We start from the raw sequence: 20807 nt of genomic DNA, 5'->3' as shown, positions 1-20807 counted from the left end.
ATGAACAACAGCATTCCGATCTCGTCCGCCCTGGACGAAGAAACCGCCCGCGCCGAGGTCTATGGCCTGCTGGCCGCGCTGTACTACGCGCCCCCGACGCCCGAGCTCATGGCCCAGCTGCGCGTGGCGGTGACCGAAGCGCCCGCTGCCGGAGGGTTTCTGGAAGAGCCGTGGCGCGACGTGGTGGCTGCGGCCCGCGAGCTGGACGACGCGGCCGTGAGCGCTGAGTACAACGCGCTCTTTGGCGGCGTGGGCAAGCCCGAGGTGTATCTGTTTGGCTCGCACTACCTCAGCGGCTTCCTGAACGAAAAGCCGCTGGCCGCGCTGCGCAGCGATCTGGCCGTGCTCGGCCTGGGGCGGGACGACACCATGCCCGAGACCGAAGACCACGTGGCCTACCTCTGCGAGGTGATGCGCTACCTGATCGCCGGCGACGAGGTGGAAGTGGCCAACCTCACGCAGCAGCAGAAGTTCTTCACCACCCACCTGCAGCCCTGGGTGACGCGCATGTGCGACGACATCGCGGTGCACCCCAAGGCCCGCTTCTACGCCACCTTGTCGGCGTTCACGCGGGCGTTTGTGGGTGTGGAGGCGCAGGGCTTTGACATGCTGGCCTGAGCCGGCACTCGTCCTGCCTCACTGCGCACCGGGCCGCCCGTCGTTCGTCGGTGCAGCCGTTGGCGCAAGCGGCTCGGTCAACAAGCGGACAGTGAACACGGCGCCGCTGTCGTCGACGCGGTTGGCCGCCGAGATGCTGCCGCCGTAGCGTTCCACCAGGCCCTGGCTGATCCACAGGCCCAGGCCGTTGCCGTCGTTCTTCGTTGTGAAGAAAGGACGGAACAAACGCTCCTGGGCTTGCTCACTCAGCCCCAGGCCGGAATCTTCCACGCGCAGCAGCGCGCCGCCCGCGTGCACGCCGTGTGGCCCGTCGGGCACCCAGTCTTGAGTGACCAGCCGCAGCACACCACCTCGCGGCATGGCCTGGATCGCGTTGATCAGCAGGTTGATGATCACCTGCTGCAGTTCTTGCCGGTTGCAGCCCACGCGGCGCGTGCCCTGCAGGTCCCGCTGCACCGTGATGTGGGTCTGGGCCAGCAGGTGTCCCACCAGCACCAGGCAGTCGTTGACCGTGCGGTTGAGGTCCAGCGATTCCACGTAGCCCGCGTACTCGGTGGGGCGGGCGTACTGCAGCAGTTGCGTGACGATCAGGCGCATGCGCTCGACCTGCTCGTCGAGCAACTGAAGTTCGCCAATCACCGGCTGCGCCTGGGCGCCCAGGGTCTCGCGCATCAGGTCGAGGTTGCCCTGCATCACCGCGATGGGGTTGTTGATCTCGTGCGCGATGCTGGCGGTGAGCTGGCCGATGGCTGCGAGCTTCTCGCTCTTGACCAACTGCTGCTGTGCCATCTGCAGCGAGGCGTTGCTCATCTCCAGCTCGTGGGTGCGCTCGGCCACCTTGTGGTCGAGCTCCTCGCCCCAGCGCCGAAGCGCGGCGGTCTTGTCGTCGATGACGTCGAGCAGCTCGTCCAGGTGGCCGGCCAGTGCGCCCAGCTCATCGCGCGCCGAGATCTCACCCACGCGCGCGCGCGGCTGGCCTTCTTCCACCAGCTGCATGGTGCGGTTCATGCGCTGCACCGGCTGAAAGATGCTGCGCGCCCAGCGCAGGGAGAACCAGGCCGAGAGCGCCATCACACCGAGGAAGATCAGGCCCATCGCCGCCAGCATGGCGTAGCGCACCAGGCGAAACGGTGCTTCGGTGAATCCCACGTAGAGCATGCCGATGCGCGCGCCGGTGGCGTCCTGCAGGGGCTCGTAGGCAGACACGTACCAGTCGTTCACCACGAAGGCGCGGTCCAGCCAGGTGTTGCCGCGGCCGAGCACCGCGTCGCGCACCGCCTGTGACACCCGGGTGCCGATGGCGCGCTGGTCCTGGAACAGGCGCACGTTGGTGGTGATGCGCACATCGTCCATGAACAGCGTGGCCGTGCCCTGGCTGCCGAAGGGCAATGCACCGTCGGGGTAAACAATGCGGTTGATGTGGTCGATGAAGCCGAGGTTCTGGTTCAGCAGCAGCCCGCCGGCGAGCAAGGCGATGGTCTGGCCCCGAGCGTCCAGCACCGGGTGGGTGGACAGCATCACCATGGCGCGGTGCTCGGCCTCGCGCGTGGCGGGCGCGGCATTGCGCGTGGCCACCAGCGGGATGCGCAGGCGCGCAGACAGATGGGGTGCAAACGCGTCCAGGCCATCGGGCTCCAGCAGCAGCAACCGGGCCCGCGCACTGGTTTGGCCAGGCGGCAAGGCTGCGCCGAGCGCTGCGGGCATGGGCGGGATGGACGCGGTGGCATCGGCGCTGCTGAGGCCCGTGGGCACGGCGCGCGCCAGCGGTTTGCCCTGCGCGTCGTAAAGCAGCAGGAAGTCCAGACCAAGCCGTTCGCGGGACAACGCGAGTTGTTCGCTCAAGCCCTTTTTGTCGGCCGGTGTGGCCAGTCGCAGCGCGGCGTAGAGCGCCTGCGAGCCGGCCACCCCCAGCGTGCCCGAACCGACCTCGCCGAGCACCTGTTCGAAATAGCCGTGCGCCACCGCCAGGTCGCTGCGCACCTTGGTGATCAGGAGCCGGTCGTAGGCCACGTTGCCCCACAGCGCCAGCGCGATCACCAGCATCGGAAATGCCACCAGCAGCGGCAGCAAGGCCATGGCCAGCAGCTTGTTGCGGACCGAGCCCGCGAGCCATCGCGGCGTGCGCCAAAGCGTCACGGGCTCGCCCACTCCGCCACTCTTCGTTCGAGTGTGCGGCGCGACACGCCCAGCAACTGGGCGGCACGTGTTTTGTCGCCCTGCACCGATTCGAGCACGGTGAGGATGTGCAGCTTCTCCATCGCGTGCAGATCGGTCGGCATGGTCGGTGCCGTGGCGTTGTCCAGCGCCTTGTTCACGCCCGGATACAGCGCCGACACGTTGAGCGCGCCCAGGATCAGCGAGCGTTCGATCAGGTTGCGCAGTTCGCGCACATTGCCTGGCCAGTCGTACTGGGCGAGAAAGTCCATCTCCTGCGCGCTGATGGTCAGCGGCTCCACGCCCAGCGAGGGCGCGAGCTGCGCCACGAAGTGGGCCACCAGCTCGGGGATGTCCTGTTTGTGCGCGCGCAGGGGCGCGAGGTTCAAGTCGACCACCTGCAGGCGGAAGAACAGGTCCTTGCGGAAACGGCCGGCCTCCACTTCAGCGCTGAGCTGGCGGTTGGTCGCCGCGATGATGCGCAGGTTCAGCGGCACCAGCTGCTCGCTGCCCACCGGGCGGATCTTCAGGTCTTCGATGGCGCGCAGCAGCGTGGCCTGGATGGGCAGCGGCAGCTCGGCGATCTCGTCGAGAAACAGTGTGCCGCCCTGCGCGTAGTGAAACAGGCCATCGCGCGCGCGAGTGGCACCGGTGAACGCGCCCCTGGCGTGGCCGAACAGCTCGCTCTCGATCAGTTCGGGCGAGACCGCCGCGCAATTCACCGGCACGAACGGCCCGCTGGCGCGACTGCTCTGGGCGTGCAGTTCGCGCGCCACCAGCTCCTTGCCGGTGCCCGACTCGCCTTGCAGCAACACCGTGCTGTTGACCGGCGCCACGCGAGCAATGGACGCGCGCAGTTGCTGCAGGTCGGGCGACTGGCCCACCAGCGCGCTGCCTCGCCCGGGGGACTGCGACACGGCGCGGCGCAGCACGAAGTTTTCGCGTCGCAGGCGCGAGCGCTCGTAGCAGTGCTTCACCGCATTGAGGATCTGCGGCACACGAAACGGCTTGAGGATGAAGTCGGATGCGCCCGCGCGCAGTGCCTCGATGGCGGTGTCCAGGTCGGCAAACGCCGTGATCAGGATCACCTCGCCGGTGAAGCCTTGCTCGCGCAGTTCCTTGAGCCAGACCACGCCGCTTTTGCCGGGCAGCGAGATGTCCAGGATGATCAGGTCCACGTGGTGGCCACGCAGCCACTGTGCGCCGTCTTCGGCGCTGCCCGCGCTCATCACGAAATGGCAACGCGGGGCCAGGGTCTTCACCAGAAAGTTCAGCATGCCCTGTTCGTCATCAACGATCAGGATCGACCAGTCGGGCCAGCCTTCCAGGGTCTTGTCGGGCCCCGAGGGCAAAAGTGATGTTTCCACCGGGCTGGATTCTACGGACGTAGCCTACGAAAACAGTGGGGTATTGGCGCAAACCCCACGCTGGTGCAGGGCGTTGAAACCCGGATGCATCCCACCCCATGTGCGACAAGTTGTCGCGATGGCGTGTGACAAGTTGACGATGCCTCGCGCCGATGCGTGCCGCCCACATCCGGGTATTCCCGAGGTTTTCGGGGTGCCCGCAACACGATCGTGAGTGTGCTCAAGGTCGCCAGCGCCGATGCTGTTTCCGGGCAGGGCAACGCACCAGTACCTTTGGCTTATGGCACGCTTCTGGCTATGAAAAGCGCAGCAAGCAGCGATGCTGCGATGCCACACGAGGAGTGTTCGGTGCATCAGGGCCAAAACATGTTTTGCTACGTATGAACCACCTTGCAACCCATACCGGGTGGGGTTAGATTCCACGTATGCAAAAGGTCCGCACGTTGTGTTGGCGGACCCATTTCAACCTGGAGATCTGCATGACCAAGCCCTCCCGCCCGACCGCAGGTGAAGAACGTTCCGGCCTCAACCGGCGCACCCTGTTTGCCGGTGCATCCACGGTTGGCGCACTCGCCGCTGCGGCAGCCTTGATCCCGCGCGCACCGGCCGAAGAAGCTGCCGCGGTGCAAGCCACGCCGGCGCCCACCCATGGTGGTGGCTACAGCCTGAGCGATCACGTCAAACAGTATTACCAGACCACCCGCATCTGAGCGGACGGCTGTTCCTTGAATCCCCACGTTCTCGTTCGTTCGCTGCCCCGCACAGGGGCGCAGGCCGCTGTTCAAGTGGCTTCCCAGGAGGCAAAACCATGCTGCTGACCAAAAAATCATCCTCCGTGGGTGGACACGCATCGCGTGTGCATTCCACCTTTGTCCACAACCTGCAGCGCGGCCTGTCTTCGGCCTTGCCCACCATGGACCGCCGCGCGTTTTTGCGCCGCTCGGGGCTGGGTGTGGGCGTCGGACTGGCTGCCTCCCAGCTCGTGCTGGTGAAAAAGGCCAAGGCGGCTGAAGGCAAGTCGATCGACGGCACCGGCAAGATCGAAGTCAAGCGCACCATCTGCACCCACTGCTCGGTGGGTTGTGCCACCGATGCCATCGTGGAAAACGGCGTCTGGGTGCGTCAGGAACCGGTGTTCGACTCCCCCATCAACCTTGGCGCCCACTGCGCCAAAGGCGCGGCCTTGCGCGAGCACGGCCACGGCGAGTACCGCCTGCGCTACCCCATGAAGCTGGTCAACGGCAAATACCAGCGCATCAGCTGGGATGTGGCCCTGACCGAGATCACCGCCCGGATGAACGAACTGCGCGAGGCCAGCGGTCCCGACTCGGTGTACTTCGTGGGTTCTTCCAAGCACAACAACGAGCAGGCGTATCTGCTGCGCAAGTTCGTGAGCTTCTGGGGCACCAACAACTGCGACCACCAGGCCCGCATCTGCCACTCCACCACGGTGGCCGGTGTTGCGAACACCTGGGGTTATGGCGCCATGACCAACTCGTACAACGACATGCAGAACAGCAAGTGCGCGTTGTACATCGGCTCCAACGCCGCTGAAGCGCACCCCGTCTCCATGCTGCACATGCTGCACGCCAAGGAAAACGGCTGCAAGATGATCGTGGTCGATCCGCGCTTCACCCGCACCGCGGCCAAGGCAGACGAGTTCGTGCGCATCCGCTCCGGCACCGACATTCCTTTCCTGTTCGGCATCCTGCACCACATCTTCAAGAACGGCTGGGAAGACAAGAAGTACATCAACGACCGCGTCTTCGGCATGGAAGCCGTCAAGGCCGACGTGATGGCCAAGTGGACGCCCGCCGCTGTTGAAGAGGCCTGTGGCGTCAAGGAAGACCAGATGTTCAAGGTGGCGAAGATGCTGGCGGAAGCCAAGCCCGCCACCATCGTGTGGTGCATGGGCCAGACCCAGCACACCATCGGCAACGCCATGGTCCGCGCCACCTGCATCCTGCAGCTGGCCTTGGGCAACGTGGGCAAGAGCGGTGGCGGTACCAACATCTTCCGCGGCCACGACAACGTGCAGGGCGCCACCGATGTGGGCCCGAACCCCGACTCGCTGCCCGGCTACTACGGCCTGGCCGCCGGATCGTGGAAGCACTTCGCCGCCACCTGGGGCGTGGACTACGACTGGATCAAGTCCAAGTACGCCGACGGCATGATGGAGAAGCCTGGCATCACGGTCTCGCGCTGGATCGACGGCGTGATGGAGAACAACGAACTGATCGATCAGGGGCCGAACCTGCGCGGCGTGTTCTTCTGGGGCCATGCACCCAACTCGCAGACCCGCGGTCTGGAGATGAAGCGTGCGATGGACAAGCTCGACCTGCTGGTGGTGGTGGACCCGTATCCGTCGGCCACCGCGTCCATGGCGGCCATGCCCGGCAAGCCGGAAGACCTGAACCCCAACCGCGCCGTGTACCTGCTGCCGGCCGCCACCCAGTTCGAAACCAGTGGTTCGTGCACCGCGTCGAACCGCTCGCTGCAGTGGCGCGAGAAGGTCATCGAACCGCTGTGGGAGAGCCGCAGTGATCACATGATCATGCACCAGTTCGCTGAAAAACTCGGCTTCGCCAAGGAGCTCAGCAAGAACTACAAGATGCAGCAGGTCAAGGGCATGGACGAGCCCGTGCCCGAGGACATCCTGCGCGAGATCAACAAGTCGGTCTGGACCATTGGCTACACCGGCCAGAGCCCGGAGCGCCTGAAGGCCCACATGCGCAACATGAACGCCTTCGACGTGAAGACGCTCAAGGCCAAGGGCAAAGTGGTCGACAAGGAAACCGGCTACGACATGACCGGCGACTACTTCGGCCTGCCATGGCCTTGCTACGGCACGCCCGAGATCAAGCACCCGGGTTCGCCCAACCTGTACGACACCTCCAAGCACGTCATGGACGGCGGCGGCAACTTCCGCGCCAACTTCGGCGTGGAGCGAGATGGCAAGAGCTTGCTGGCCGAAGACGGATCGTTCTCGGTGGGCTCCGAGATCACCACCGGTTACCCCGAGTTCGACCACGTGCTGCTCAAGAAGCTGGGTTGGTGGGAAGACCTCACCGAGGCCGAGCGCACCAAGGCCGAAGGCAAGAACTGGAAGACCGACCCGACCGGCGCCATCATCCGCGTGGCCATGGCCCACGGCTGCCACCCGTTCGGCAACGCCAAGGCCCGTGCCGTGGTGTGGAACTTCCCCGACGCGATCCCGCAGCACCGCGAGCCGATCTACGGCACGCGCCCCGATCTCGTGGCCAAGTACCCCAGCCACGACGACCAGAAGAGCCGCTGGCGCATGCCTGTGCTCTACAAGTCGCTGCAGGCCAAGAACGTCGAGAACAAGCTGCACGAGAAATTCCCGCTGATCATGACCTCGGGCCGCCTGGTCGAGTACGAAGGTGGTGGCGAGGAGACCCGCTCCAACCCATGGCTGGCCGAGCTGCAGCAGGAAATGTTCGTCGAGATCAACCCGGCCACGGCCACCGAGCGCGGCATCCGCAACGGCGAGCGCGTGTGGGTGAGCAGCCCGACGGGTGCGCGCATCAACGTGCAGGCGCTCGTGACACCGCGCGTGGGACCGGACACCGTGTTCCTGCCGTTCCACTTCTCCGGCCGCTGGCAGGGCGAGGACATGAAGCCCTACTACCCCGACGGCGCGATGCCGGTGGTGCGTGGTGAGGCGGTCAACACAGCGACCACTTACGGCTACGACATCGTCACGATGATGCAGGAAACCAAGACCACGATCTGCAACGTGGAGCGTGCGTAAGCACCCGCCCCGCTGCACCAGGAGAAAAACATGGCAAGAATGAAATTCATCTGTGATGCAGAGCGATGCATCGAATGCAACGGTTGCGTGACCGCCTGCAAGAACGAGCACGAGGTGCCGTGGGGCGTGAACCGCCGCCGCGTGGTCACGCTCAACGACGGCGTGCCCGGCGAAAAATCGATCTCGGTGGCCTGCATGCACTGTAGCGACGCGCCCTGCATGGCCGTGTGCCCGGTGAACTGCTTCTACCGCACCGACGAAGGTGTGGTCCTGCACGACAAGGACGTGTGCATTGGCTGCGGCTACTGCTCGTACGCCTGCCCGTTCGGCGCGCCGCAGTTCCCGTCGCAAGGCACCTTTGGTGTGCGCGGCAAGATGGACAAGTGCACCTTCTGCGCCGGCGGCCCCGAAGCCCATGGCAGCCAGGACGAGTTCGAGAAGTACGGCCGCAACCGCCTGGCCGAAGGCAAGCTGCCGGCCTGCGCCGAGATGTGCTCGACCAAGGCTCTGCTCGCCGGTGACGGCGACGTGGTGGCCGACATCTTCCGCAACCGCGTGCTGCAGCGTGGCAAGGGCGCCGAAGTCTGGGGCTGGGGCACCGCCTACGGCACCGCACAAGGGACCAAATCATGATCCAGCGTTTCACACTCTCCATCGTGGCAGTTGCTCTGGCGTTGGGTCTGGCCGCGTGCGGCGACAAGCCTCAGGAAATTTCCGGCTCCGGCGTCAAGCAGGACGGCACGCCTTACAGCGGCGTGGGCAAGAGCCAGTACGCCCAGGGTGGCTGGAGCGTGGGCGACAAGGCCAGCTGGGAGCAGCAGCTCAAGGCGCGCGCGCAGTACGGACAAAACGACTACACCCGCATGTCCAAGTGACGAGGAACGCTGTATGCAACGGTTTTTGACCGCTGGCTTGCGCCAGCTCGCATCGCCTGCTTTTCTGGCTGCGGCCTTGCTGGCGCTCAGCGCCGGCTTGGCCAGCGCACAAGCCGTGAAGCCGGCGACAGCGCAGGACGACCCCGCTCCTGCGGCCGTCACTGCGCCTGCCGCCGCCCAGCCGGGAGGCGTTCGCAGCGCCAACATCTTCGAGATCGCGCCCGACGCGGCCACCGATCCGAAATACAGCGAACAGACCAACGCCGAACGCGGCAAGGTTCAACCCGGCAATAACGCACCCATGTGGCGCGATGTGGGCAAGGGCGTCACCGGCTATTCGAGCCTGCCGTACCCGGAAGCCGGCAACATGATCCAGGGCTTCGTGCAGTACCCCGGATCGCGCCTGACCAACGCCGGTGAAGCCTGGCGCCAGGTGCGCAACAACTGGATCATTCCCTACGGTGGTTCTTTGCTGCTGATCGCAGCGGTGGCGCTCGCGCTGTTCTACTTCAGCAAGGGCACGATCAAGCTGCACGGCAGCGAGACTGGCCGCGTGATCGAGCGTTTCACCTATGTGGAGCGTGCGGCCCACTGGACCAATGCCATCGCATTCGTGATCCTCGCCGTCTCGGGCGTGGTCATGGCGTTTGGCAAGTTCTTCCTGCTGCCCGTCATCGGCAGCACGCTGTTCGGATGGCTGACCTACGCGCTCAAGAACATGCACAACTTCGCCGGCCCGCTGTTTGCGGTGTCTTTGGTGGTGGTGTTTTTCACCTTCCTCAAGGACAACTGGCCGAGCAAGGAAGACTTCACCTGGATCATGAAGGCCGGTGGCCTGTTCGGCGGCGCCGAAGTGCCTTCGCACCGCTTCAACGCAGGTGAGAAGGTCGTGTTCTGGGGCGGCGTGTTCTTCCTGGGCCTGGTCGTTGTGGGCTCCGGCGTGTTCCTCGACAAGATCGTGCCGGCGGTGGAATACACCCGTGCCAACATGCAGGTGGCCAGCATGATCCATGGTGTGGCCACCATCCTCATGATGGCCATGTTCCTGGGACACATCTACATGGGCACCATCGGCATGCAAGGCGCGTACAAGGCCATGAAGACCGGCTATGTGGACGAGACCTGGGCCAAGGAACACCACGAACTCTGGTACGACGACATCAAGGCCGGCAAGATCCCCGCGCACCGCACGGCGGCAGCCGCTGCGGCCAGCGATGCGCCACGCGCTGCCTGACCGTCCCACCCTTTTCTGAGACAAGGAAATTTCATGAAACGCAGCCTTCTCTGCCTCTCGATGCTGTTGGCCACGTCCGTGTTCGCCAAGCTGCCTGCACCCGTGCTGACCGACGAAGCCAAAGCCAAGGCCGAGGAAGCCAAGGCGAAGACCGCCTGGGCCGCCAAGGTCGACAGCTACAAGCTGTGCCTGTCCATGGACCGCGCGGCGGGCAACTATTTCAAGACCGCTGCGGCCAGCGGCAAGTCTGCCAAGCCGGCGGCAGCGCTGCCGGCCTGCGCCGATCCGGGGCCCTTCACGTACGTGGCGGCCGCCGCTGCCGCCGTGGCCAAGCCGGTGGAAGCAGCGGGCGCCCATTCGCCCGCCGCCACGGCAGCCAACCCCCCCAGTGGCAAGGCGCCGGCTGCCGCCCCGACCGGCAAGTGACCGGTCAAGCCGCGGCTTGTCTGCGGTCTGTCTGCGTTTGAAAGGGCCGCACCTCCGGGTGCCGGCCCTTTGACATTGTTGTCATCGAATCTGTTGTAGCCTGCTCCATGCCTTTGCCCCACCTCACCCAGGCCCGTGCGCCACTGACCCGAGAAGTCGAGGTCATGAACCAGCATGGCGAGCGCGAGTCGATCTTCATACCGGCCGAGCGCGACCTCACCGTGTATGTGGACAAGCGCGAACTGGTGACCCTGATGACGCTGGGCGCACACCCCGAGTGGCTGGTGCTGGGCTACCTGCTCAACCAGCGCCTGATCGCCTCCAGTGACGAGATCGAGTCCATCACCGTGGATTGGGAGGTGGGCGCGGCCTCGGTCAAGACCCGTCACGGCATCGATCACATCGAAGAGCGCACCTCCAAACGCGTGGTCACCACCGGCTGCGGCCAGGGCAGCGTGTTCGGCAACCTCATGGACGAGATCGACAGCATCCAGCTGCCGGCCAACATGGTGCTGCGCCAGTCGCAGCTGTACGCCATCGTCAATGCGATCCGGTTGAAGGAGAGCACCTACAAGTCGGCCGGGTCGGTACATGCGTGTGCGCTGTTTCTGGGTGAAGAGTTGCAGTTGTTTGTGGAAGACGTGGGCCGCCACAACGCGGTGGACACGATTGCGGGGTGGATGGCATTGACCCCCACGCTCCCCACTGCGTTTGGTTCGCTGCCCCCCGAGGGGGCTGATCCGGCTTGGGGCGGCCCGGCGCCGGATCGCTCCGCTTCGGTCAAGGGCGACAAGATTTTCTACACCACCGGCCGCTTGACGAGCGAGATGGTCATCAAGTCCGCGCAGATGGGTGTGGCGGTGGTGGTGTCTCGCAGCGGCATCACGCAGATGGGCCTGGACGTGGCGCGGCGCGTGGGTTTGTGCGCCATTGGCCGGGCAACCAACAAACACTTCCTCTGTTACTCGCACCCCGAGCGGCTGGTGTTGGATGCCTTGCCGCCGGCCGCGCCCGCTGCGCGAGAGCGCGCCGCCAGCCCGACCTGACCACCCTCAAGCGGCGTGTGCCCGAGGCTTCGGGCATAAACTCGGCTCACCACTTTTGCCGAGAGATCCGCCATGAGCCGAGACGTCCACGTCATTGACCATCCCCTGGTGCAGCACAAGCTCACGCTCATGCGCCGCAAGGACACCAGCACCAAGAGCTTTCGCGAGCTGGTGCACGAACTCAGCGCGCTGCTGGCCTACGAGATCACGCGCGACATGCCGATGCAGGACATCGAGATCGAGACCCCGCTGGAGAAAATGACCTCGCGGGTCATCGACGGCAAGAAGGTCGTGCTGGCGTCCATCCTGCGCGCGGGCAACGGTTTCCTCGACGGCATGTTGCAGGTGATCCCGGGTGCGCGCGTGGGCCACATCGGTCTGTACCGCGACCCGGCCACGCTCAAGGCGGTGGAGTACTACTTCAAGATGCCGCAGGACATGCACGAGCGCGACGTGATCGTGCTCGACCCCATGCTGGCCACTGGCAACTCGGCTGTGGCGGCGGTGGACCGGCTGAAGAAAACCGGTCCACGTTCGATTCGCTTCGTCTGCCTGGTCACTTGCCCCGAAGGCATCAAGACCTTCCATGACGCGCACCCCGATGTGCCGATCTACACCCCGGCGGTGGACCGGGGTTTGAACGAACACGGTTACATCGTCCCGGGTCTCGGCGACGCGGGCGACCGAATTTTTGGTACGAAATAGAGCTCCCCCCGCGCCGAGCCTGCGGCGCGTCACCCCTCAGGGGCAACGCCTGCGGCCTGGCAAAGCCAGTTCCGCGGCGTTCTGAACCAATGCACTTCGCGCCGGTCCGACGTGTGGCTTTTGTTGATGCGATAAGGTGCTTCGAATGAGTACACCCCCCACCTCCCTGCCCATCCGTTTCTGGACCCTGGGCTGGTCTTCCCTGGTCCGCGACTGGCGCGCCGGTGAGTTGCGCCTGCTGATGCTGGCGGTCACGCTCGCGGTGGCGGCCTTGTCGGCGGTGGGGTTTTTTGCCGACCGCCTGCAGGGAGGCCTGTCGCGCGACGCGCGTGCGCTCATCGGGGGCGACGTGGTGATCAGCAGCGACAACACGCCACCGCCCGTGTTTGAACAACAGGCGCGTGAACTGGGGCTGACGGTGGCACAGACGCTGGGCTTTCCCACCATGGGCCGCGCCCGGGACGAGGAGGGCGGTGCCGCCCGGCTGGTCGCGCTCAAGGCCGTGGGTGAAGGCTACCCGTTGCGCGGCAGCCTGCGCGTGGCCGATTCGCCCACCGGGGCCGAGGCCCCCACGCGTGAAATCCCGGCGCCCGGCACGGCCTGGGTCGATGCCGCGTTGCTGGTCTCGCTCAACCTGCAGATGGGCCAGCCACTGCTGCTGGGCGACTCGACGCTCACCATCGCCCGCGTCATCGTGGTCGAGCCCGACCGGGGTGCTGGTTTCATGAGCTTTGCGCCGCGCGTGATGATCAACAACGCGGACTTGCCCGCCACCGGCCTGGTGCAGCCCGCCAGCCGCCTCAACTACCGCCTGGCCGTGGTGGGCGATGACGTGCGCGTGGCGCGCTTCAATCGGTGGGCGCAGGACGAGGTGGCCAAGCCCGGCGTGCGCGGCATCCGGCTGGAGTCGCTCGAACGCGGACGCCCCGAAATGCAGCAGACGCTGGAGCGTGCCGAGAAATTCCTCAACCTCGTGGCCTTGCTGGCCGCGCTGCTGTGCGCCGTGGCCGTGGCCATTGCAGCACGCGGCTTCGCCCAGCGCCACCTGGACGACTGCGCCATGCTGCGCGTGCTGGGGCTGTCGCAAGGCACCATGGCTCGCGCCTACACACTTGAATTTGCACTGGTGGGCCTGTTCGCCAGTGCGCTGGGCGTGGCCATCGGCTACGCGGTGCACCATGTCTTCGTGTTGCTGCTCGCCGGTTTGGTGGAGGCCAGCCTGCCGCCACCCGGCATCACGCCGGTGCTGCTTGGCCTGGGCATGGGCCTCACGCTCATGATGGCCTTTGGCCTGCCGCCCGTGTTGCAACTGGCCAAGGTGCCGCCGTTGCGCGTGATCCGCCGCGACGTGGGCCAGCTCAAGCCCGCCACGCTGGCCGTGCTGGGCGTGGGGCTGGTCGGCTTTGCCGCGCTGCTGCTGGCCGCCAGCCGGGACCTGTTGCTCGGTGGCATCGCGGTGGGGGGTTTTGCCGGTGCCGTGCTGCTGTTCGCCGCCGCCAGTTTTGCTGCCGTGCGCCTGCTGCGCGCCAGCGTCAACGAAGCCACCGCGCCGCGCGCCCTCGTCATGGCCACGCGCCAGCTCTCGGCGCGCCCGGCCTACGCGGTGGTGCAGATCAGTGCGCTCTCGGTCGGCTTGCTGGCGCTGGTGCTGCTGGTGCTGCTGCGCACCGACCTCATTGCGAGCTGGCGCAACGCCACCCCGCCCGACGCGCCCAACCGTTTCGTGATCAATGTGCAGCCCGAGCAGGGCCCGGAATTCCAGCAGGCGCTGCGCACCGCCGGCGTGAACCGCTTCGACTGGTACCCCATGATCCGGGGCCGCCTGGTGAGCATCAACGGCCTGGAGGTCAAGCCCGAGGACTACACCGACGACCGCGCGGCGCGCCTGGTGGACCGCGAGTTCAACCTCTCCAACACCGCCACGCTGCCCGACCACAACCCGGTGGTGCAGGGCCGCTGGACCGACAACGAGGCCGACGCCCTGAGCGTGGAAGAGGGCCTGGCCGAGACCCTGGGCCTCAAGCTGGGCGACCGCCTGGGTTTCGACATCGCGGGCCAGGTGACCGAGGGCCGCATCACCAGCCTGCGCAAGGTGGACTGGGGTTCCATGCGGGTCAACTTCTTTGTGGTGTTCCCGGTGGCCGACGTGCCCAACGTGCCGGTGAGCTTCATCAGCGCCTTTCGCGCGCCGTCGGGTGCGAGCGCGGCCGGCGCCAGTTTCGACAACACGCTGGTGCGCCAGTTTCCCAACATCACCAACGTCGACATGAGCCAGACGATCGCGCAGGTGCAGCGCGTGCTTGGGCAGGTCATCAGCGCGGTGGAATTTTTGTTCGCCTTCACGCTGGCCGCCGGTCTCGTGGTGCTGCTGGCTGCCATCACCGCCACGCGCGGCGAGCGCGAGCGGGAGTTCGCCATCCTGCGCGCGGTGGGCGCCAGCTCCGGCCTGCTGCGCCAGGTGCAGCGCATCGAACTGCTGGGCGTGGGTCTGCTGGCCGGCTTTCTGGCCTCGGCGGTGGCGGTGGTGGTGGGTTGGGCGCTGGCGCGCTACGTGTTCCAGTTCTCCTGGACGGCCTCACCCTGGGTGCCGCTGGGCGGCGCCGTGGCGGGCGCCTTGCTCGCACTGGTGGCGGGCTGGTGGGGACTGCGCAGCGTGCTGCGCACACCGGTGGTGGAAACCTTGCGCAAGGCAGCAACATGAGCACATCCCGTCAAGAACCCGCGCCGTTCGCCACCCCGTTTGAATGGATCGGCGGCGAAGAGAAGGTGCGTGCCCTGGTTGACCGCTTCTACGACCTCATGGACATCGAGCCGGGCTACAAGGAACTGCGCGCCGCCCACGGCAACACCCTGGCCGACGCGCGGCAGAAACTGTTCTGGTTCCTCTGTGGCTGGCTCGGCGGCCCGCAGCACTACACCGAACAGTTCGGCCATCCGCGCCTGCGCATGCGCCACATGCCGTTCGCCATTGGCGTGCAGGAGCGCGACCAGTGGCTGGCCTGCATGGACCAGGCGATGGGCGAGACGGGTGTGGATGCGGTGCTGCGCGAGCGGCTGAAGACGAGCTTTTTCCAGACCGCGGACTGGATGCGCAATTCGCCGGGGTAGGCGCACGCCGGAGCAGTGGCCAGCGGCGCAGAATGGGAACCAGCCCGCACAGCGTCCACACAGGGAGTGACCGCATGCCCATCACCCGACTCGACCCCGCGCAGCTGCGCCTGCGTGTAGACCCCGCCAGCCTGGAGCTGGCGCTGGACACCAGCGAACTGCAGGATCGGCCATTGCCCTGGATCGGCCAGCAGCGCGCTGCCCAGGCCGCCCGTTTCGGCTTGCAGATGGACCAGCCCGATTACCACCTCTTCGTGCTGGGCGAAGTGGGCAGTGGGCGCAGCACGCTGCTGCACCAGATGATGAAAGAGGAAGCGGCCCGGCGACCGGTGCCTCCCGACCTTTGTTATCTGCACAACTTCGAGTCGCCCGAACACCCGCTGGCGCTGCGCCTGCCCGCGGGTGAGGGGCGCCTGTTCCGCCAGCTGATGCTGGACCTGGCTGGTCGGCTGCAGACCGAGATTCCCAAACGCCTGGGTGCCGACGATGTCGAGGCCGAGTGCGAGCGGCTGAGCAGCCGCACCAAGGCGGACGAGGACGCAGCGTATGCGGCCCTGGTCGCGTTTGCCGACGAGCGCAATTTCGGGTTGCTGCGCGAACAAGGGCGGCTGGTGTTCACCCAGCGCGACGAACGAGGCGAGCCCTTGACTGCCACCAAGGCCCTGAACCTGAGCCGCGAGCAGCACGCGGTGATCAATGCGGCCGAGGACGAACTGCGCGTCGAGATCAACCGCTACCTGGAGCGCGCGCGCCAGTGGGAGCAGGAGACCAACGAGCGACTGCATGCGCTGCGCCGCCAGCTGCTCAAACCCCTGCTGGAGCAGCAGCTGCAGACCGTTCGGCAGCCCTTGCGCAAACAGATCAAGGACTGGACCAAGCTCGGCCATTACTTCGACCTGCTGCAGCAGCATGTGCTGGACAAATTGCCGCTGTTCCAGGTGGGTGACGAAATGGAGGAGGCCCGGCGCGAGGCGCTGGATGAGTTGCTGGCCCGGCTGCGCGTCAATGTGGTGGTTGACAACCACGGGCGTGAGAGCGCGCCGGTGATCCAGGACGACAACCCGTTGTTCCGCGAGCTGTTTGGCAGCGTCGAGTACCAGAGCGAGGACGATGTGCTGGTCACCGATTTCTCGCGCGTGCGGGCCGGCAGCCTGCTCAAGGCCCACGGCGGCTTTCTCATGCTGCACCTGAGCGACCTGCTCGCCGACGAGCGGGTGTGGGAAAAACTTCGCCGCTTCCTGCGCAGCGGTCGCTTGCAGATCGAGGAGCCGGGCATGGTCTATCCCTCGATCTCGGCCGTGTCGCTGCAGCCCGAGCCGGTCGATGTGGACGTGAAGATCGTTCTGATCGCCTCGGTCGAGGCCTACTACGAGTTGCAGGCGGCCGACCCCGAGTTCGCCCGGCGCTTTCGCTGCAAGGTCGACTTCGCCGAAAGCTTCGAGGCCGGTCCCGGCACCTACCGCGCCACCGCCATCTTTGTGGGACACGGCTGCGCCCGCCTGGGCCTGCCGCATTTTTCGGCCGAAGCGGTGGCCGCCATGATCGAACAGAGCCACCGCGAAGCCGAGGACCAGCACCGCCAGAGTGCCTTGTTCGGGCGCAGCGAGGCCTTGCTCGTGGAGGCCGCGGCGCTGGCGCGGGCCCGCTCGGCCGGGCGGGTCGATGCCCAGGACGTGGCGGCCGCGTTGCAGGCCCGTGTGGAGCGCCACAACTACCCCGAGCAGCGCATGCAGGAGGCGATCAGTGACGGCGAACGCCTGCTGCTGGTGGACGGCGAGCGGATCGGGCAGGTCAATGGCCTGACCGTGGTCGATCTGGGTGACTACCAGTTTGGTTTCCCGGCCCGTGTCACCGCTTCCACCCACGCTGGCGACGAGGGCCTGCTCAACATCGAGCGCGAGGTCGAGATGTCGGGGCCCATCCACGACAAGGGCGTGCTGATCCTGCACAGCTATCTCTGCGCCCTGTTTGCTCATCTGGCGCCACTGGCCCTGAACGCGGCCGTGGTGTTCGAGCAGGAGTACAGCGGCATCGAAGGCGACTCCGCCTCGTGCGCCGAGTTCTGCGCCTTGCTCTCGGCGCTCTCGGGCCTGCCGGTGCGCCAGGGCATCGCGGTCACCGGAGCACTCAACCAGCACGGCGAGATGTTGCCGGTGGGAGGCATCAACGAGAAGATCGAGGGCTATTTTCTGAGCTGCCAGCGCCTGGGCCTCAACGGGCAGCAGGGCGTGTTGATTCCCGAGCGCAACCGGCGCCACCTGATGCTGGCGCCGGCCGTTGTGGACGCGGTGCGGCAGGGGTTGTTCCAGGTGCACACCGCCAGCCATGCTGCCGACGGCATGCAGTTGCTCAGTGGTCTGCCGTTCGGTGTGCGGAGTGCGGGTGGTGACTACCCGGCAGACACGGTGCTGGGCCGGGCGCAGCGGGTGCTGCGGGACTACCGGCATGCCTGCGACGCGGCGCAGGGTGAGCACGCCAAATCCCACCGGTGGCCTCGCGGTCCACAGAAAACCGGTTCGACCCGGCGCTGACGCCTGGACGTTCAAGCGAACCGGATGTCAGCCCGACCTGAGCAACACCACCAGTGCCCCGGCGCCGCCCTCTGCCGGTCTCGCCTGCACAAACGCCATCACCTCGTTCTTCTGCACCAGCCAGCGCAGCACGCGGTTCTTGAGCACCGGCGTGCGACCGGGTGAGCCCAGGCCCTTGCCGTGCACCACGCGCACACAACGCAGGCCGTGCTGGTGGGACTCGCGGATGAAGCGACCCAGGGCTTCCCGGGCTTCGTCGGTGCGCAGCCCATGCAGGTCGATCTGGCGCTGGATGCTCCAGCTGCCTTCGCGCAGCTTGCGCATCACGTCCGGCCCCAGGCCCGGACTGCGGTAGCTCAGCATCTCGTCGGTGTGCAGCAAGGTCTCGATGTCGAAATCGTCGGACAGCGCCTCGCGCATCACCGAGGCTTCGTCCAGCTGGCGCTGCACGGGCAAAGGCTCCACCGGCACCGGGCGCAGCTCGATGCGGCCCGGATCCACGATGGGCTGCACGGGCCCCACGGCGAGCGCAAACAGTCGGCGCTCGCGCTCGCGCTGCAGTTCGGCCTGGCGCGCGGCTTCGCGCTGGATGGCCTCGGCCGCCGCACGCTCGGCCATGGCGCGTTTGAGCGCTTTCAGGTCGGCCAGCGTGTTGACTTTCATGGCGTCGATTGTGACGGAGCTGTCTCGCCGGCCGCTGGCGACCCGGCATCAACCCTGCGGTGTCAGATGAGGCCCCGTTCGGCCATCGAAGTCGCGCGTTCGCGCGTGACGATGAAGTGGTCGAGCACACGCACGTCGACCAGCGCCAGCGCACCGCGCAGTGCGCCCGTGAGGTCGACGTCTGCGCGCGATGGTTCGGCGACACCGCTGGGGTGGTTGTGCGCCAGCACCACGGCCGAGGCGTGGTGGTGCAGGGCGCGCAGCACGATCTCGCGTGGGTACACGCTGGCTTGCGTGAGGGTGCCGCGAAACAGCTCCTCGAGGGCGATCAGGCGGTTCTGGCTGTCGAGGAACAACACGGCAAACACCTCGTGCGGCCGCGCACCCAGCTGCAGTTGCAGGTATTCGCGCACCGCCTGCGGGCTCTCGAACAGCGTTTTCTGCTGCAGTTCCTGCGCCAGCGCGCGGCGCGCCAGTTCGAGCACGGCCACCACCTCGGCACGTTTGGCCGGCCCCAGGCCCTTGACGGACTTGAGCGCGTCGGCCCCGGTGTGCAGCAGGCCGCCGATGCCGCCGAAGCGGTCGAGCAGCTCCTGCGCGAGCTGCAGCACGTGTTTGCCGGCAATACCGGTGCGCAGCAGCAGGGCAAGCAGTTCGCCATCGCTGAGCGCGCCGGGGCCGCGCGCGAGCAGCTTTTCGCGCGGGCGTGAGTCGCTGGGCAGGCTCTTGAGCCCGGGTGTGGCAAGGCCATCCATGGTTTTTCCTCCCTGTTGGCGCCTGGTTTTTACAATAGCGGCTCTGTCGGCCCGGTGCCGCCGTTTTCGCACACTTCGTTCAGGGATACCCCCCACGCCATGCCCCACGTCCAAGAAGCTTCCTTTCTCACCCTGCACTACCGCATGTCCGGTCCGCAGGGCCAGGTGATCATCGACACCTTTGCCGGCAAGCCGGCCACGCTGAGCCTGGGCATGGGCGAGCTCTCGCCCGCCATCGAGCAGCGGCTGATGGGGCTGGAAGAGGGCGCGCACACCGTGATCGAGCTGGCCGCAGGCGAGGCCTTTGGCGATCGCCAGCCCGAGATGGTGCAGTGGGTGGCGCGCAAGCTGCTGAGCGAGCTGGGCGACCCCCACGAACAGTATGTGGCGGGCGACGTGGTGCAGTTCCCCACACCCGACGGGCTGGGCAGCTACGCGGGTTCGGCCGTGGAGGTGCGCGAAGACGGCGCGGTGTTGTTCGACTTCAACCACCCCCTCGCCGGCCAGCCGGTGCGGTTTGAAGTGCAACTGATCGGGGTGCTGTGATGCCGATGTCGCAAGAAATTGTTCTGGCAGAGCCGCGCGGCTTCTGCGCCGGTGTGGACCGTGCCATCGAAATCGTGGAGCGTGCGCTCACCAAATTTGGCCGACCCATCTATGTGCGCCACGAAATCGTGCACAACACCTATGTGGTCAACGACCTGAAGGCCAAGGGCGCGATCTTCATCGAGGAACTGTCCGATGTGCCCGCCGGTGCCACGCTGGTGTTCTCGGCCCACGGTGTGAGCAAGGCGATTCAGGACGAAGCCAAACAGCGTGGGTTCCACATTTTTGACGCCACCTGCCCGCTGGTGACCAAGGTGCATGTGGAGGTGGCCAAGCTGCACCGCGAGGGCTTCGAGTTCATCATGATCGGCCACAAGGGCCACCCTGAGGTTGAGGGCACCATGGGCCAGCTGGAGAGTGGCATCCACCTGGTGGAAGACGTGGCGGATGTGTCACGCGTGTCGCCCGCGCAGACCGCCAAGCTCGCCGTGGTGACGCAGACCACCCTGTCGGTGGACGACGCGGCCGAGATCCTCAACGCCGTGAAGGCGCGCTTTCCGCAGGTGCGCGAGCCCAAGCAGCAAGACATCTGCTACGCCACGCAGAACCGGCAGGACGCGGTGAAGCTGCTGAGCCCGCAGGTCGACATCGTGATCGTGGTGGGCAGCCCCACCAGCTCCAACAGCAACCGCCTGCGCGAAGTCGCCATCAAGCTTGGCACGGCCAGCTACATGGTGGACAACGCCGACGAGCTGCAGGCCGAGTGGTTCGAAGGCAAGCGACGCGTGGGCCTGACGGCCGGTGCTTCCGCGCCCGAAATCCTGGTGCGCCAGGTGATCGAGCGCATCAAGGCGCTGGGGGCCATCTCGGTGCGCACCATGGACGGCCTGACGGAGACCATCAAGTTCCCGCTGCCCAAGGGCCTGAAGATCGACGGCGAGGACGCCGCGCCGCTGCAGCACCTGCGCTGAGTCGCCGGGGCTTCGCTTGCCCAAACCTACAAT

At 66.4% G+C, this 20807-nt stretch carries 18 protein-coding genes; 14 read left to right on the top strand and 4 right to left on the bottom strand.

Annotated elements, in window-relative coordinates; translation table 11 throughout:
- Entirely contained in the window at positions 1–618 is a 618-nt protein-coding gene (locus F9Z44_RS16235) for a TorD/DmsD family molecular chaperone (protein WP_159607768.1), read from the top strand.
- A gap of 18 nt (positions 619–636) precedes the next feature.
- Here the strand turns inward: F9Z44_RS16235 and F9Z44_RS16230 are convergent, their stop codons facing one another.
- Both F9Z44_RS16230 and F9Z44_RS16225 read right to left on the bottom strand, forming a co-directional pair.
- A complete protein-coding gene (locus F9Z44_RS16230) occupies positions 637–2754 on the bottom strand; it encodes a sensor histidine kinase (protein ID WP_236574163.1) in 2118 nt (705 codons plus the stop codon).
- On the bottom strand, positions 2751–4139 hold the full coding sequence (locus tag F9Z44_RS16225; protein WP_159607767.1) for a sigma-54-dependent transcriptional regulator: 1389 nt from the start codon (positions 4137–4139) through the stop codon (positions 2751–2753). The genes F9Z44_RS16230 and F9Z44_RS16225 overlap by 4 nt, the downstream gene beginning before the upstream one ends.
- A gap of 479 nt (positions 4140–4618) precedes the next feature.
- Between F9Z44_RS16225 and F9Z44_RS16220 the strand changes: the two genes are divergently transcribed.
- The 11 genes from F9Z44_RS16220 to F9Z44_RS16170 all read left to right on the top strand — a co-directional run bounded on the left by F9Z44_RS16220 (position 4619) and on the right by F9Z44_RS16170 (position 17839).
- Positions 4619–4849, top strand: coding sequence for a formate dehydrogenase (locus F9Z44_RS16220; RefSeq protein ID WP_159607766.1), 231 nt, complete (start codon positions 4619–4621; stop codon positions 4847–4849).
- Between the two features lie 98 nt (positions 4850–4947).
- Positions 4948–7914 (top strand): formate dehydrogenase subunit alpha, encoded by a 2967-nt coding sequence (locus F9Z44_RS16215; protein WP_159607765.1) that lies wholly within the window; start codon positions 4948–4950, stop codon positions 7912–7914.
- Positions 7915–7944: 30 nt separating this feature from the next.
- Positions 7945–8547: a formate dehydrogenase FDH3 subunit beta gene (gene fdh3B, locus F9Z44_RS16210; protein ID WP_056272861.1), complete on the top strand. Its 603-nt coding sequence runs from the start codon at positions 7945–7947 to the stop codon at positions 8545–8547.
- Positions 8544–8789: a hypothetical protein gene (locus tag F9Z44_RS16205; RefSeq protein ID WP_159607764.1), complete on the top strand. Its 246-nt coding sequence runs from the start codon at positions 8544–8546 to the stop codon at positions 8787–8789. Before fdh3B ends, F9Z44_RS16205 begins: the two co-directional genes overlap by 4 nt.
- Positions 8790–8802: 13 nt before the next feature.
- Positions 8803–10023, top strand: coding sequence for a formate dehydrogenase subunit gamma (locus F9Z44_RS16200; protein ID WP_159607763.1), 1221 nt, complete (start codon positions 8803–8805; stop codon positions 10021–10023).
- A 33-nt stretch (positions 10024–10056) separates the two neighbouring features.
- Positions 10057–10449, top strand: coding sequence for a hypothetical protein (locus tag F9Z44_RS16195; RefSeq protein WP_159607762.1), 393 nt, complete (start codon positions 10057–10059; stop codon positions 10447–10449).
- Between the two features lie 107 nt (positions 10450–10556).
- Entirely contained in the window at positions 10557–11495 is a 939-nt protein-coding gene (locus tag F9Z44_RS16190; RefSeq protein ID WP_159607761.1) for a formate dehydrogenase accessory sulfurtransferase FdhD, read from the top strand.
- Positions 11496–11567: 72 nt separating this feature from the next.
- A complete protein-coding gene (upp, locus tag F9Z44_RS16185) occupies positions 11568–12200 on the top strand; it encodes a uracil phosphoribosyltransferase (RefSeq protein WP_069045579.1) in 633 nt (210 codons plus the stop codon).
- 145 nt (positions 12201–12345) lie between these two features.
- Entirely contained in the window at positions 12346–14901 is a 2556-nt protein-coding gene (locus F9Z44_RS16180; protein WP_159607760.1) for an ABC transporter permease, read from the top strand.
- Positions 14898–15308 (top strand): group II truncated hemoglobin, encoded by a 411-nt coding sequence (locus tag F9Z44_RS16175; RefSeq protein WP_159607759.1) that lies wholly within the window; start codon positions 14898–14900, stop codon positions 15306–15308. Before F9Z44_RS16180 ends, F9Z44_RS16175 begins: the two co-directional genes overlap by 4 nt.
- 74 nt (positions 15309–15382) lie before the next feature.
- Complete coding sequence (locus F9Z44_RS16170; RefSeq protein ID WP_159607758.1) at positions 15383–17839, top strand: Lon protease family protein; 2457 nt, start codon at positions 15383–15385, stop codon at positions 17837–17839.
- A 27-nt stretch (positions 17840–17866) separates the two neighbouring features.
- Here the strand turns inward: F9Z44_RS16170 and F9Z44_RS16165 are convergent, their stop codons facing one another.
- Positions 17867–18502 (bottom strand): Smr/MutS family protein, encoded by a 636-nt coding sequence (locus F9Z44_RS16165; RefSeq protein WP_159607757.1) that lies wholly within the window; start codon positions 18500–18502, stop codon positions 17867–17869.
- A 62-nt stretch (positions 18503–18564) separates the two neighbouring features.
- Positions 18565–19257, bottom strand: a complete 693-nt coding sequence (radC, locus tag F9Z44_RS16160; RefSeq protein WP_159607756.1) for a RadC family protein — start codon at positions 19255–19257, stop codon at positions 18565–18567.
- Between the two features lie 99 nt (positions 19258–19356).
- Between radC and F9Z44_RS16155 the strand changes: the two genes are divergently transcribed.
- Both F9Z44_RS16155 and ispH read left to right on the top strand, forming a co-directional pair.
- Positions 19357–19803: an FKBP-type peptidyl-prolyl cis-trans isomerase gene (locus F9Z44_RS16155; RefSeq protein ID WP_159607755.1), complete on the top strand. Its 447-nt coding sequence runs from the start codon at positions 19357–19359 to the stop codon at positions 19801–19803.
- The gene (ispH, locus tag F9Z44_RS16150; protein ID WP_201449978.1) at positions 19803–20774 is read left to right on the top strand and encodes a 4-hydroxy-3-methylbut-2-enyl diphosphate reductase; all 972 of its coding nucleotides are present in this window, start codon (positions 19803–19805) and stop codon (positions 20772–20774) included. The genes F9Z44_RS16155 and ispH overlap by 1 nt, the downstream gene beginning before the upstream one ends.
- The last annotated feature ends 33 nt before the right edge of the window (positions 20775–20807 follow it).

Source organism: Hydrogenophaga sp. PBL-H3 (assembly GCF_010104355.1).
GTDB lineage: Bacteria > Pseudomonadota > Gammaproteobacteria > Burkholderiales > Burkholderiaceae_C > Hydrogenophaga.
This window is presented reverse-complemented; position numbering and strand designations above follow the sequence as displayed.